Genomic DNA, 13,023 nt, shown 5'->3' with positions numbered 1-13,023 from the left:
CTATTCCGCGGCCTGCAGCCGGGCCGGTGCGGGACCTAAATCTCCGCCGAAATCTTCCCGGAAGTGCTTCAGTGCGCTCATCACGGGGTAGGGCGTGAAGCCGCCGAGTGCGCAGAGCGAGCCGAATTTCATGGTGTTGCAGAGGTCTTCGATCACGGCGAGGTTTTCCGCTACGCGCTCGCCATTGATGATCCTGTTGATGGTTTCGACGCCGCGGGTCGAGCCGATCCGGCACGGCGTGCATTTGCCGCAGGATTCGATCGCGCAGAATTCCATCGCGAAGCGCGCCTGCTTGACCATGTCGACGGTGTCGTCGAACACCACGATGCCGCCATGGCCGATCAGGCCGTCGCGTGCGGCGAATGCCTCATAGTCGAACGGCGTATCGAACAGCGCGCGGGGGAAGTAGGCGCCGAGCGGACCGCCGACCTGCACCGCGCGCACCTCGCGCCCGGTGAAGGTGCCGCCGCCGATGTCGTCGACGAGCTCGCCGAGCGTGACGCCGAACGCGGTCTCGAACAGCCCACCATATCTGATGTTGCCGGCGAGTTGGATCGGCATCGTGCCGCGCGAGCGGCCCATGCCGAAATCGGCGTAGGCCTTGGCGCCGTTGTCGAGGATGAAGGGGATCGCCGCGAACGACAACACGTTGTTGATCACGCTCGGGCGGCCGAACAGGCCCTTGTGCGCCGGCAGCGGCGGCTTGGCCCGCACGATGCCGCGGCGGCCCTCGAGGCTCTCCAGGAGCGAGGTCTCTTCGCCGCAGACATAGGCGCCGGCGCCGACCCGCACCTCGAGATCGAACTCATGCGTGGAGCCGCCGATGCGTTTGCCGAGGAAGCCGGCGCGCCGGGCGGCCACGATCGCCGCGTTCATCGCCTCGACCGCATGCGGATATTCCGAGCGGATGTAGATGTAGCCCTTGGTGGCGCCGACCGTGATACCCGCGATCGTCATGCCCTCGATCACGACGAAGGGGTCGCCTTCCATGATCATGCGGTCGGCGAAGGTGCCGCTGTCGCCTTCGTCGGCGTTGCAGACGATGTATTTGCGGTCGGCTTTGGCCTGCGCCACGGTCTTCCACTTGATGCCGGTCGGGAATCCTGCGCCGCCGCGGCCGCGCAGGCCCGACGTCGTGACGTCGGCAAGGATCTGGTCGGAGGTCAGCGTCAGTGCCCGCTCCAGGCCCTTGTAGCCGCCATGGGCGCGGTAATCGTCGACCGAGCGCGGATCGACCACGCCGCAGCGGCCGAAGGTCAGGCGCGTCTGGCGCTTCAGCCAAGGGATCTCATCCGTGACACCAAGCCGCAGGGCATGCTGGCCGTTGCCGGCCATCGCATCGAGCAGCGACGGCACGTCCGCCGGCGTCACCGGGCCGAACGCGATGCGGCCCTGGGCGGTCGAAAGCTCAACCATTGGCTCCAGCCAGCACAGCCCGCGCGAGCCGTTCCTGACGATCTCGATCGCAGCGCCACGCGCTGCTGCGGCCTGCGCGAAGGCGAGGGCGACACCGTCGGCGCCGACAGCGATGGCCGCGGCATCGCGGGGGATGAAGATCCGCATCGTCATCGCTGTGCCTCCGCGACCAGCGCGTCGATGCGCGCTTCATCGAGCCGGCCGATCAGGCGGCCGTCCAGCATCGCCGAGGGTGCAGTGGCGCAGAGCCCGAGACAGTAGATCGGCTCCAGCGTCACCCGCTCGTCCGCCGTGGTATTCCCCAAGGCTACGCCGAGCTTGGCTTCCGCCCGCGCCGCAAGCCGATCGCCGCCGGCAGCCTGGCAGGCCTCGGCGCGGCAGAGCTTGAGGACGTGGCGTCCGGCCGGCTGCTTGCGAAAGTCATGGTAGAAGGTGAACACGCCGTGCACCTCGGCGCGCGACAGATTGAGCGCCTCCGCCACCATCGGGATCGCAGGCTCCGGCACGTAGCCGAACGCTTCCTGCAACGCGTGCAGGATCACCAGCGTCGCGCCTTCAAGCCCGGCATGCTCGGCGATGATTTCCGCGCCGCGCGCCTTGTCCCAAGGTTCGTATCCCACCGTCATCCGCGCTTCTCACGATCAGTTTTTTGCTTTGCACATGAGAATTGGAATCCTTCGAAACATCAATAAAGCTGTCTCATGCGGCGATTGCGAAACGCGATTAATAGCGTTGCCGAATGGGTCGATCCGGGATCGCAATAATGTTCTGGAATCACGCACTTCCGGGGCGCTTTGGATTTCGGGATCGCGCCCCGATCGTGCTACCTATGGACACGTCGGGCTGCCATGGGGGGCGCCGTTTTCCGAAGGGGTTTGAACCTTGATCGACAAGCTGGAACTTCTGCTGGCGCTGGCCAAGGAACGGCATTTCGGCCGCGCTGCGGAGGCCTGCGGGGTCACCCAGCCGACCATGTCGACCAGCCTCAAGCAGCTCGAGGAAATCCTCGGCGTCATGCTGGTGCAGCGCGGATCGCGCTTCCAGGGTTTCACGCCGGAGGGCGAACGGACGCTGGACTGGGCACGGCGCATCGTCGGCGATGCGCGGGCGATGAAGCAGGAGATCAACAGCCTCAAGGACAAGCTGTCGGGCGAGATCCGGATCGCCGCGATCCCGACCGCGCTCGGCATGGTGGCCTCGCTCACCACGCCGTACCGGGCGCGCCATCCCGATGTCCGGTTTCGCATCCAGTCGTGCACGTCCGCCGACGTGCTCGGTCTGCTTGAAAATCTCGAGGTCGACGCCGGGCTGACCTACATCGAGAACGAGCCGATCGGCAAGGTCCGCACCATCCCGCTCTACAACGAGAGCTATCGCCTGCTGACCGCGCCGGATGCGATGTTCGGCGACCGCAAGCAGGTGACGTGGAAGGAAGTCGGCACCGTGCCGCTGTGCCTGCTGACGCCCGACATGCAGAACCGCCGCATCATCGATCGCGCGCTGACCTCGGTCGGCGCGGAAGCGACGCCGTCGCTGACGTCGAATTCACTGCTCGTGCTCTACACTCACGTGAAGACCGGACGTTGGGCCAGCGTGATGCCGGCCAAGCTCGCCGAGACGCTCGGCCTTGCCGATGCCGTGCGCAGCATTCCGATCGTCGATCCGGTCGTCGACTACAGCATCGGCCTGGTGATCCCGCAGCGCGATCCGATGACGCCGCTGATCGCAGCCCTGGTGCAGATCGCACGCGAGGTCGCGCCGAAGCTGGAGAGCGCGTAGCGCCCGGCAATCGATGCTCTTCCAAGACGGTTCCCATTCCGACGACCGCCGGGTCTAGCCCCGCGGCGAAGCAATTGTCCTGCGCGCATGGCAACCGTGGAACTCAGCGGCGGCTGAGCGGTTTCATTGCGACGTCCCGGTCAGCGAGCAGGAGCTGCTTTGAATCGTCGCCAGTTACTCCACGGATCGGCCATGTTGCCGGCACTGATGCTCTTGCCGCAGCGGGCTGCCGCGGCCGCAGGGAACACGCCGGACGCACCTTTCAACCCGTCGATGGTGAGGGAGCTTGCCCGCAATCTCGCCAGCAAGTCCTTCGAGGCGCCGGACGAGAAGCTGCCGAATGGCCTGACCGACCTGAACTACGATCAGTACCGCTCGATCCGCTTCGTGCCGGAGCGCGCGCTGTGGCGCGGCGCGAGGCTGCCGTTCGAAGCGCAGTTCTTCCACCGTGGATTCTTCTACAAGAACAAGGTCAAGATTTTCGAGGTCGCGGACGGCAAGGTCAGCGAAGTCAGCTACAGCAAGGACATGTTCTCGTTCGGTGAGAATGTGCCTGGGTTCACCGAGACCGATCTCGGCTTTGCCGGATTTCGGATCCACGCGCCGATCAACAAGGCGGACTATTACGACGAGGTCTGCGTCTTCCTCGGCGCGAGCTATTTCCGCGCCGTCGCCAAAGACGAGACCTATGGCCTGTCGGCGCGCGGCCTCTCGATCGATACCGGCGAGGCGAAGGGCGAGGAGTTTCCGTTCTTCAAGGCGTTCTGGCTCGAGCGCCCGGTACCCAATGCGACCTCACTCGTGATTCACGCCTTGCTCGACAGCAAGAGCTGCGCGGCGAGCTACCGATTCACGATCAGACCCGGGAAGACCACGGTGTTCGATGTCGAAGCATCGCTCTATCCGCGCGCCGATCTCGAGCACGCCGGCGTCGCCCCGATGACGAGCATGTTCTTCTTCGGGCCGAACGATCGCAACGAGGTCGATGACTTCAGACCGTCGGTGCACGATTCCGACGGGCTTGCGATCTACAACGGCAGGGGCGAGAGTCTTTGGCGCCCGCTGAGCAATCCGCGCGACCTCCAGATCAGCACGTTCCAGGATATCAATCCGCACGGCTTCGGGCTGATGCAGCGGGAGAAGAACTTCTTCGCCTATCAGGATATCGAGTCGAGCTTCGAGAAGCGCCCGAGCCTGTGGGTCGAGCCGATTGGCGATTGGGGCGAGGGCGCGGTCATCCTGATCGAGATTCCGACCAAGGAGGAGATCCACGACAACATCGCCGCGTTCTGGCGGCCGAAGGCGCCGCTCAAGGCCAAGAGCGAGACCAATCTGACCTATCGGCTGCATTGGGGACCCGACGCGCCGAAGCCGCATTCGCTCGCGCGCTTCACGCGCAGCGGCATCGGCGCGCATGGCGAGAACAGCAAGCTGTTCGTGCTCGATCTGTTCGGCGACAACCTGAAGGGTGTCGATCCCAAGAGCATCAAGGGCGTCGTGACAGCCGAGAAGGCCGAGATCACGAACATCGTCACGCAGCCGAACCCGAACACCGGCGGATGGCGGCTCAGCTTCCAGTGCGCCGTCAAGAAGGACCCGATCGAGCTGCGCGCCCACCTGGCGCAGGATGACAAGCCGCTTTCGGAGATCTGGGTCTATCGATGGGCGCCATAGTCACGTCGCCGCGTCCCGACGTCGCGATCGCGGCCGTCGGCTTCCTGCCACAAGAGAGCCCGCTTGCAATGGCGGCAGCCGATCTCGGCCAACCGCCGCGCGCGGTGAGCAAGCCGGTGTCGGTCAGCGCGGGCATGTTCATGCGCCGCGCCTTTGTCCTGGTGCTGACGGCGGCGCTGACCGGCGCGGGCGCCTACGAGATGTACATGGTGGTCCAGGTCGGCGGCGTGACGATCATGGAAGGCATGGTGCTGGCGTTGTTCGTGGCGCTGCTCGCCTGGATCGCGTTCTCGTTCGCTTCGGCGCTGGCCGGCTTCTTCGTGCTGCTTCGGCGCAGCGGGAACTCCTTGCCGATCCGCGATGATGGTCCGTTGCCACAGCTTGCGAGCCGGACCGCAGTACTGCTCCCGACCTATAACGAGGATCCGCATCAATTGATGGCGCGACTGCAGGCCATCCACGAGTCCATCGAAGCGACTGGACAAGCGGACAGCTTCGACTGGTTCGTGCTGAGCGACACGCGCGATCCCGACATCTGGATCGCGGAGGAACAGGCGTTCCTCGCGCTCAGCGATGCCTGCGGCGGCGGGGGGCGGCTCTACTACCGGCATCGCGCCGACAATACCGCGCGGAAGTCCGGCAATGTCGGCGAGTGGATCACCCGGTTCGGCGGCGCCTACCAGTTCATGATCGTGCTCGACGCCGACAGCCTGATGTCGGGCGACACCATGGTGCGGATGGTTCACGCCATGGAGACCAATCCGCAGGCGGCGTTGCTGCAGACGCTGCCCATCATCGTCAATGCGCGCAGCCTGTTCAGCCGCCTGCAGCAATTTGCCGGCAGGCTTTACGGGCCGATGGTCGCCGCCGGCGTCGCATGGTGGCACGGCTCCGAGGGCAATTACTGGGGACACAACGCCATCATCAGGATTCAGGCCTTTGCGGAGCAGGCGGGCCTTCCCGAACTCTCCGGCCGTAAGCCGTTCGGCGGACATATCCTGAGCCACGATTTTGTCGAGGCCGCGCTGATGCGGCGCGCCGGCTGGGGCATCTACATGGCCCCGATGCTCGGCGGCAGTTTCGAGGAGGTGCCGCCGTCGCTGCTGGATTTTGCCGCGCGCGACCGGCGCTGGTGCCAGGGCAATCTGCAGCATCTCGCGGTACTGACGACGCGCCGCCTGCACTGGATCTCGCGGCTGCATTTCATGACCGGCATCGGCTCCTACATCACCGCGCCGCTCTGGCTTTCGTTCCTGCTGCTCGGCATCCTGATCTCGTTGCAGGCGCGCTTCATTCGCCCCGAATATTTTCCGAAGGGTTTTTCGCTGTTCCCGAACTGGCCGGCGCAGGATCCCGTGCTTGCTGCGTGGGTGTTCGGCCTCACGATGGCGCTGCTGATCGTGCCGAAGCTGCTCGGCTTCATCCTTCTGCTGACGCGGCGGGATGCGCGCCGGCAATTCGGCGGCGGCTTTCGGGCGTTTACAGGTGTCATCGCCGAGGTGCTGATCTCGGCGATGATCGCGCCGGTCATGATGGTGTTCCAGTCGATTGCCGTCATCGAGATCCTGCTCGGCCGCGATGCCGGCTGGCAGACGCAGCGGCGCGGCGACGGCGAGGTCGAGCGGCGGGAGCTCTATCGGAAATACGGCGTCCCGACCGCGTGCGGTGTCGCGATGGCGGCCAGCGCCTATGCGGTGTCGTTGCCGCTGCTGCTGTGGATGTCGCCGGTGATCGTTGGCCTCCTGTTCGCGATCCCGATCGGTGCCTGGACCGCCAGGCCTGCGCTCCGTGCGCTGTTCATGACGCCGGAGGAGGTCGGGCCGCCGCGCGTGCTGGTCCGTGCCAACGAGCTGGCGTCGCAGCCCGCCCAGGCCTCGATCCCTGCGCTTGCAATGCTCCGGCAGGATTCCGACCTGCTGCATCGTCATCTCGCGTCGCTCCCGCCGGCGAGGCGCCACGGTCCGGGCGAAATCGATCCTGACCTTGCGATGGCACGCGCGCGGATCGAGGCGAGCGGAGGCTTCGACGAGGCGGCCGAGCATCTCACGCCGCGCGAGACGCTCGCCGTCCTCGGCGATCCTGCTTTGCTGGAAGGGGTGCTTGCGAAATAGCGTGCGGCCTAGGCCGCTTGCGGCAGCCTGGTCTGCAGCGAGCGTGGATCGCGGGGCAAGGTGATGCGGACGACGGTGCCGACACCGAGCTTGGAGCGCAGCTTCATCGAGCCGTCGTGCAGGTTGGTGAGCGAGCGCGCGATCGCCAGTCCAAGGCCCGAGCCCTGGTAGCTCTTGGTGAGCTGGCTCTCGACCTGCTCGAACGGCTTGCCGAGCCGCCGCAGCGATTCCGGCGCGATGCCGATGCCGCTGTCGGCGATCAGCAGTACGATCGAGTCATCGAGCATCTGGCCGCGCACCAGCACGCGGCCGTGGTCGGGCGTGAACTTCACGGCGTTGGAGAGCAGGTTGACGATGATCTGCTTCACCGCACGGCGGTCGGCGACGACCGAGATCGTGCTTTCGATATCCGATTCCAGCGACAGGCCCTTGTGCTCGGCGCGGCCGGAGACCACCCGCAGCGACTCGGCGAGGATGCCGGAGAGGTCGAGCGGCTCCATGTCGAACTTCATGCGGCCGGCCTCGATCTTCGACATGTCGAGAATGTCGTTGATGACCTCGAGCAGGTATTTCCCCGAGGTCAGGATGTCGTGGCAATACTCCGCGTACTTGTCCGAGCCGAGCGTGCCGAACAGGCCAGAGCCCATGATCTCGGAGAAGCCGATGATGGCGTTGAGCGGCGTGCGCAGCTCATGGCTCATATTGGCGAGGAACTTCGACTTCGCGGCGTTGGCGTCCTCGGCGCGGGTCTTTTCCTGCGAATACTTCTCGGCGAGGTCGGCGAGCTCGACGGCCTGGCGCTCCAGCTCGGATTGCGAGCGTTGCAGGTCGATCACGGTGGCGCGCAGGCGCAGGTCGTTGTCGACCAGCTTCTGCTCGTGCGCCTTGATGCGGGTGATGTCGGTGCCGACCGAGACGTAGCCGCCGTCCTTGGTGCGGCGCTCGCTGATGTGCAGCCAGCTGCCGTCGTCGAGCTGAGCCTCGAAGGTGCGGGCGCCCGGCGCCGGCACGCCGCTCTCGTGCAGGCGGGTGCGCACCTCGGGCATGCTGCCGACCTCGATCACGGTCTCATAGGAGGTGCCGGGGCTGACCGCGGAATCAGGCAGCTTGTGCAGCCGCTGGAAGTGCGAGTTGCACAGCACGAGGCGGTCCTCGGCGTCCCAGAGCACGAAGGCTTCCGGAATGGTCTCGATCGCGTCGCGCAGCCGGAGGTCGGCTTCCACCGACTTCTCGGCGAGGCTCTTCTGTTCGGTGATGTCGACGGCGATGCCGATTAGATGCAGGCCGCTGTCGGCCGCGGCGTGGCTGAGCTCGCAGCGCACGCGCAGCCAGATCCAGTGGCCGCCGACATGGCGCATGCGGAAACTCTGGTCGATGTGATCGATCCTGCCCGAGATCAGCTGCTCGGCGATGTCGAACAGGTTGATGTCGTCGGAGTTCACCAGCGCGTTGACCTCGCCGAAGGTGAGGAGGTCGTTGCGGGTATCGAGGCCGAGCAGGGTGAACATCGATTGCGACCAGAAGATCCTGCCGCGCGACAGGTCCCAGTCCCACAATCCGCAGCGGCCGCGATTGAGCGCGGTGTCGATCCGGCCGCGCACGGCGTCGTTGATCAGGTCGCCCTCGCGGGCGCGGGTCGATTGCCAGTGGAACGCGAAGCCGAGGATCAGCACCACGAAGCTCGTGGTCGCCGACAGCGTCACCGAAAGCGCCGCGTCCGATCCCCAGATCGGCTCGTTCATCTCCTGGATGACGACGACCTGGCCGGGCAGCGACTTGACGAGCTGCGAGATCGCCAGCGCGCCGGTGCCGCCCGGCAGCGTCATGTCGCTGACCGCGCCCTGCTGGCCCGGTGCGACCAGGAGCTGCGCGGTGGAGACGATGTCGAGGACGCGGTCGTTCTCGCCGGCGCCGTCGATCGGCACGCGCGCCAGCACGCGATGATCGGCGCTGGTGATGATGACGTGGCGGCCGTTGGCGATGCCCCAGGACGGAATGAGATCCGGCAGCAGCTCCTGGATCCGCTCGATATTGGTGAGCCGGTCGCGCCGCACCGAGGTCAGGCGGTCGAGACGCTCGGCGAGGATGTCGGAGAGCGCGGCAAGGTCGCGCTTCATCGCGCCGCGCTTCTGCCGGTTCTGGTCGATCACCTGGACGAAGGCGCCGAGGCAGATCGTGATGAGGAAAGCGATGATCAGCGTAGGGACAGCGCGGCGCAGTGCAGGCTCGGCGGTCAAGAGCCTGTGATAGGCCGGTTTCGCGATCGATTGCGCCAATCCCTTGATCGAATCGGATTGGACGCAAGCGTTCGCTGCATGCGCGCGCGCCATGCCTTAGACCCCCATCTAAGCTGATTTTTTACCCGGATCGGATGCTCCCACGTCGCATCCGAATCATGATGATTTGAATCCAGATTTCCCGGGCTGTCGAGAGTCAACGATTCGTTAATGCGAAAAAATTCTTGTCCAAGAGAGAATCATCAGGCGCAATGTGAGTCCGAAACAGGAACGGCTCCGTAGAATTACGCGCGCGTCGGTTCTGCGTGACTGATCACACGTTTCACGGTGGGGAACGCGCGGCGCAGCTTGCGTTCGACCTCGTCGACGCTGTCGTGCACCTTGATCACACTCATCGAGGGCGCAGCGCGGCAATGGAAGTTGACGATCTCGCCGGCGTCGCTGTTGCGGACCCGCACATTATGGATGTCATGGATCGCGCCGCCATCGGCAAAGCCGCTCAGCGCGGTCTTGATGGCTTCGACGCGGTCGGGCACGGCGTCGGTTCCCCACGGCAGTTCCGGCTCGAGCGGCTCGATATGGGTGTCGACCTCGACGTCCTCGCCGAAATCCTCGCGGATCGCGCGCTCGAGCTCGTGGGCGATGTCGTGGGCGGCGTCCAGCGCCATGTCGCTGTCGACCTCGAGGTCGATGCCGACGATCAGCTTGCCGCCGATGTCGTGCACGGTGACGTGGTGGATGGCGAGGCCGGAGTTGCGCGCGATCACCATGATGCGCTCGCGGACGCTCTCATTGTCGCGCGCCACCGGCACCGCGGTGAAGGTGAGGTCGGCGTCACCGAACGCCTTGGTCATCGCCTGCTGCGCCCGGCGCTTGATGTCCTCGACGCGGTCGATCGGGTAGGTGCGCGGCACGGCGGCGATGGCGTCGATGAAATGCGTGGCGCCGACCATGCGGACCCGCAGCCGCTCGACGTCGACCACCCCCGGCACGGCCTTGATGGCGGCGGTGGCCTTTTCCAGCGCGCCTTCGGGCGCGCGGTCGAGCAGGGTCTCGACCGTCTCGCGCGCCATGCGCAGGCCGAGCAGGGCGATCATCACGGCAACCGCGATGGCGGCCGCGGCATCGCCCCACCAGAAGCCGAAGCCCGCCAGCACGAGCCCGACAATGACGGCCGCAGATCCCATCACGTCGGAGGCGAAATGCAGCGCGTCGGCGGCCAGCGCCTGGCTCTTGGTGTCGCGGGCGGCGCGGTGCAGCGCGCGGGCGCGCCACAGATTGACGCCGATATCGAGGACGAGGACGATGAAAGGAATCGCCGAGATCGACGGCGGCGGCGCGCCCTCGCGCAGATGGCTGTAGGCCTGCACCAGGATGCCGCCGGCCAGCACATAGAGCAGGGCGATAATGAAGAGCGCGGAGACGCTCTCGAACTTGCCGTGGCCGTAATGATGCTCGGCGTCGGCCGGCTGGTCCGACACCCGCACCACCGCCCAGGTGATGATGGTGGCGACCAGGTCGATCGAAGAGTGCAGCGCCTCTGAGATCAGCGCCAGCGATCCGATGGCGACGCCGACGACGAACTTCGCCACGGCCATGCTGCCGCTGGCAAGGATCGAGATCGCGGCGACTGATGTCTTGGTGTTGGGTGCGCTGGTGCTGGAAGAGCTCATGGGCGGGGGTTTAGCAGGCCAACTGTGAACATCAAGTGTCGTTCGCAATACGCAATCGCAACTCACTTGCAAGAGCGGAATTGTTGCGGGTCATTTCGAATTGCGCGGGGTGGGCAAAGACGCGCTTTCGCGGTGCCTGCATCCAGCGTTGTGTTGGCGCCGGAAGCACGTTGTCGTCCTGGCGAAAGCCAGGACCCACGACCACAGGGTTGTGTTGTTGAGCGCGTTGTCGCAACTGCACCGCGCCATGACTCGCATTCGGGGTAATGGGTCCTGGCTTTCGCCAGGACGACGCAGAATGTGAGGTGCATCCTGCGCAACTACGTCCTGTCTCCCCGTCATTCCGGGGCAGCCCGAAGGGCTGAGCCCGGAATCCATTGGGCCGCGAAACGAGTGGTGGAATGGATTCCGGGCTCTCGCTTCGCGAGCCCTCAGGTGCGCAATTGCGCACCGGGGAATGACGAAAGGAGAGCTGAAGCGACCACTTGCGATATATGGACCAAATGGTCTATATATCCGTGATGAGCCGCCAGACCATCATGCAGGCGCCCCGTGGCCGCCCGCGAAGCTTCGACATGGACGCCGCCGTCGAGCGCGCGATGAATGTGTTCTGGTCGCGCGGCTATCACGCCACGGCGCTGCCGGATTTGCTGCGTGCGACGAAGCTCTCGCGCGGCAGCCTTTACGCTGCCTTCGGCGACAAGCACTCGCTGTTCCTGCGCGCACTCGATCGCTACATTGCCGATGCCCTGACCCGGATGGATGACGAACTCGATCGAGGCAGAGATCCGGTCGATGGCCTGCGAGCCTACATTGCCGGTTACGTTGAGCGCGCGCGCGGTGCCAATGGCCGTCGCGGCTGCCTGTTGGTGGCGACGGCGATGGAACTGGCTGGCCAGGATGCCGAGGTTGGTCGTCGCTTCGCGAGCTTCTTCAAAACCATGGAGGCCAGGGTCGCGGACGCATTTTCCCGTGCGGAGACCGCGGGCAAGTTGGCGGCTGGCGTCGAGCCTTCGAGTGCCGCCCGAATTCTGATCTGTTTCCTGTGGGGGCTGCGCGTGGTCGCCAAAACGGCTCCGGCGCGTACCACGTCGCAAGCCACCGCGGACGCGCTTCTCGATCGCTTCCTCAAGTAAGGAACCCATGGACGCCTCCGCTATTGGCGCGCCGATTTATGGACCGATCGATCTTGAAAGGAAAGATGCCATGTCTGCCATCCAGATCGTCTGCGCGGTGGCCGTTCCCTTGCTCTGGGGTCTTCAGTTCGTGGCCATCAAGGTGGGCGTTGCGGAGTTTCCGCCGCTGTTCTTCCTCGCGCTGCGCTTCCTGGCGATCGCGCTGCTGCTTGTTCCGTTCGTCAAGAAGCCCACGCCTCAGCAGTTCGGCCCTATCGCGGCCATTTCGATTTTCCTTGGTGGACTGAACTTCGGGCTGTTCTATGTTGGTCTTGGGCTCGGCTCGGGAAGCATATCGGCAGTCGCATATCAACTCGCGCCGCCTTTCACCGTCCTGCTGGCGTGGCCATTGCTCGCGGAGAAGCCGTCGCTCGTCACGACGGCAGGCGTGGTGCTTGCATTCGCGGGCGTGGTGGTGCTGGCGGCGGGGCCTGGCCTGTCGGCAAACGCGCTTCCGCTGCTGCTTGTGGTCGGGGCGGCGTTCGCGTTCGCGGTGTCCAACGTCCTGACCAAACGCTACGGCCCGTTTGATCCCCTGATGTTGATGGGGTGGTCGTCGTTGCTCACGGTGCCGCAGGTGATGTTGATGTCGCTGCTGCTCGAATATGGACAGCTGGCGAGCCTTGGCACGGCGGATCAACGCGGCTGGCTGGCGCTCGCTTACACGATTTTCATCGGAGGAATTGTCGGGTTTGGCCTCTGGTTCTGGCTGATCGCCCGTTGCTCCATGGGCCGCGTGGCGCCGTTCGGTCTGCTGCTTCCGGTGTTCGCCTTGATATCGAGCGTGATGTTCCTTGGCGATCAGGTGACGCCGAAGCTGGTTGTCGGCGGCCTGCTCGCGATCTCCGGCGTCGCCATCACGCAGGTAAGACCGAGTGCAAGGACGTAGGGCGGGTTAGTCCACCGGGTCCGCGCGAAGCGCGGCCCGATGACAGGATCCGGCGTAATCCGCCGCTGC

Annotated in this window: 9 protein-coding genes; 5 read left to right on the top strand and 4 right to left on the bottom strand. The window is 65.3% G+C overall.

Features of this window, described 5'->3' with window-relative positions:
* Together ACE10Z_RS29770 and ACE10Z_RS29765 are read right to left on the bottom strand one after the other, a co-directional pair.
* The gene (locus tag ACE10Z_RS29770; protein ID WP_375783944.1) at positions 1–1,569 is read right to left on the bottom strand and encodes a formate dehydrogenase beta subunit; all 1,569 of its coding nucleotides are present in this window, start codon (positions 1,567–1,569) and stop codon (positions 1–3) included.
* Positions 1,566–2,042: a formate dehydrogenase subunit gamma gene (locus ACE10Z_RS29765; protein ID WP_375783943.1), complete on the bottom strand. Its 477-nt coding sequence runs from the start codon at positions 2,040–2,042 to the stop codon at positions 1,566–1,568. Before ACE10Z_RS29765 ends, ACE10Z_RS29770 begins: the two co-directional genes overlap by 4 nt.
* 256 nt (positions 2,043–2,298) lie before the next feature.
* Here ACE10Z_RS29765 and ACE10Z_RS29760 point away from each other — a divergent pair, with 256 nt between their 5' ends.
* The 3 genes from ACE10Z_RS29760 (at position 2,299) to mdoH (ending at position 6,980) form a co-directional block, all read left to right on the top strand.
* A complete protein-coding gene (locus ACE10Z_RS29760) occupies positions 2,299–3,195 on the top strand; it encodes a LysR family transcriptional regulator (protein ID WP_375783942.1) in 897 nt (298 codons plus the stop codon).
* Positions 3,196–3,402: 207 nt separating this feature from the next.
* Positions 3,403–4,869, top strand: a complete 1,467-nt coding sequence (locus ACE10Z_RS29755) for a glucan biosynthesis protein G (protein ID WP_375789954.1) — start codon at positions 3,403–3,405, stop codon at positions 4,867–4,869.
* Positions 4,857–6,980: a glucans biosynthesis glucosyltransferase MdoH gene (gene mdoH / locus ACE10Z_RS29750; protein WP_375783941.1), complete on the top strand. Its 2,124-nt coding sequence runs from the start codon at positions 4,857–4,859 to the stop codon at positions 6,978–6,980. Before ACE10Z_RS29755 ends, mdoH begins: the two co-directional genes overlap by 13 nt.
* A gap of 8 nt (positions 6,981–6,988) precedes the next feature.
* Here the strand turns inward: mdoH and ACE10Z_RS29745 are convergent, their stop codons facing one another.
* Together ACE10Z_RS29745 and ACE10Z_RS29740 are read right to left on the bottom strand one after the other, a co-directional pair.
* A complete protein-coding gene (locus ACE10Z_RS29745; RefSeq protein WP_375783940.1) occupies positions 6,989–9,310 on the bottom strand; it encodes an ATP-binding protein in 2,322 nt (773 codons plus the stop codon).
* Between the two features lie 191 nt (positions 9,311–9,501).
* Entirely contained in the window at positions 9,502–10,890 is a 1,389-nt protein-coding gene (locus ACE10Z_RS29740; RefSeq protein WP_375783939.1) for a cation-efflux pump, read from the bottom strand.
* A 539-nt stretch (positions 10,891–11,429) separates the two neighbouring features.
* Here ACE10Z_RS29740 and ACE10Z_RS29735 point away from each other — a divergent pair.
* Positions 11,430–12,026: a TetR/AcrR family transcriptional regulator gene (locus ACE10Z_RS29735; protein ID WP_375789953.1), complete on the top strand. Its 597-nt coding sequence runs from the start codon at positions 11,430–11,432 to the stop codon at positions 12,024–12,026.
* 70 nt (positions 12,027–12,096) lie between these two features.
* Entirely contained in the window at positions 12,097–12,954 is an 858-nt protein-coding gene (locus tag ACE10Z_RS29730; RefSeq protein ID WP_375789952.1) for a DMT family transporter, read from the top strand.
* The last annotated feature ends 69 nt before the right edge of the window (positions 12,955–13,023 follow it).

This window comes from Bradyrhizobium sp. Pha-3, from assembly GCF_042258615.1.
In the GTDB taxonomy this organism is placed as follows: domain Bacteria; phylum Pseudomonadota; class Alphaproteobacteria; order Rhizobiales; family Xanthobacteraceae; genus Bradyrhizobium.
The sequence above is the reverse complement of the archived record's forward strand: the minus strand, read 5'-3'. Positions and strand labels throughout refer to the sequence as shown.

What these genes read in the sequence shown, in the direction of transcription:
- ACE10Z_RS29770 (WP_375783944.1), bottom strand. Translation starts at nt 1,569, where the DNA reads ATGACGATGCGGATCTTCATCCCCCGCGATGCCGCGGCCATCGCTGTC.
- ACE10Z_RS29745 (WP_375783940.1), bottom strand. Translation starts at nt 9,310, where the DNA reads ATGGCGCGCGCGCATGCAGCGAACGCTTGCGTCCAATCCGATTCGATC.
- mdoH (WP_375783941.1), top strand. Translation starts at nt 4,857, where the DNA reads ATGGGCGCCATAGTCACGTCGCCGCGTCCCGACGTCGCGATCGCGGCC.
- ACE10Z_RS29740 (WP_375783939.1), bottom strand. Translation starts at nt 10,890, where the DNA reads ATGAGCTCTTCCAGCACCAGCGCACCCAACACCAAGACATCAGTCGCC.
- ACE10Z_RS29735 (WP_375789953.1), top strand. Translation starts at nt 11,430, where the DNA reads ATGCAGGCGCCCCGTGGCCGCCCGCGAAGCTTCGACATGGACGCCGCC.
- ACE10Z_RS29765 (WP_375783943.1), bottom strand. Translation starts at nt 2,042, where the DNA reads ATGACGGTGGGATACGAACCTTGGGACAAGGCGCGCGGCGCGGAAATC.
- ACE10Z_RS29755 (WP_375789954.1), top strand. Translation starts at nt 3,403, where the DNA reads ATGCTCTTGCCGCAGCGGGCTGCCGCGGCCGCAGGGAACACGCCGGAC.
- ACE10Z_RS29730 (WP_375789952.1), top strand. Translation starts at nt 12,097, where the DNA reads ATGTCTGCCATCCAGATCGTCTGCGCGGTGGCCGTTCCCTTGCTCTGG.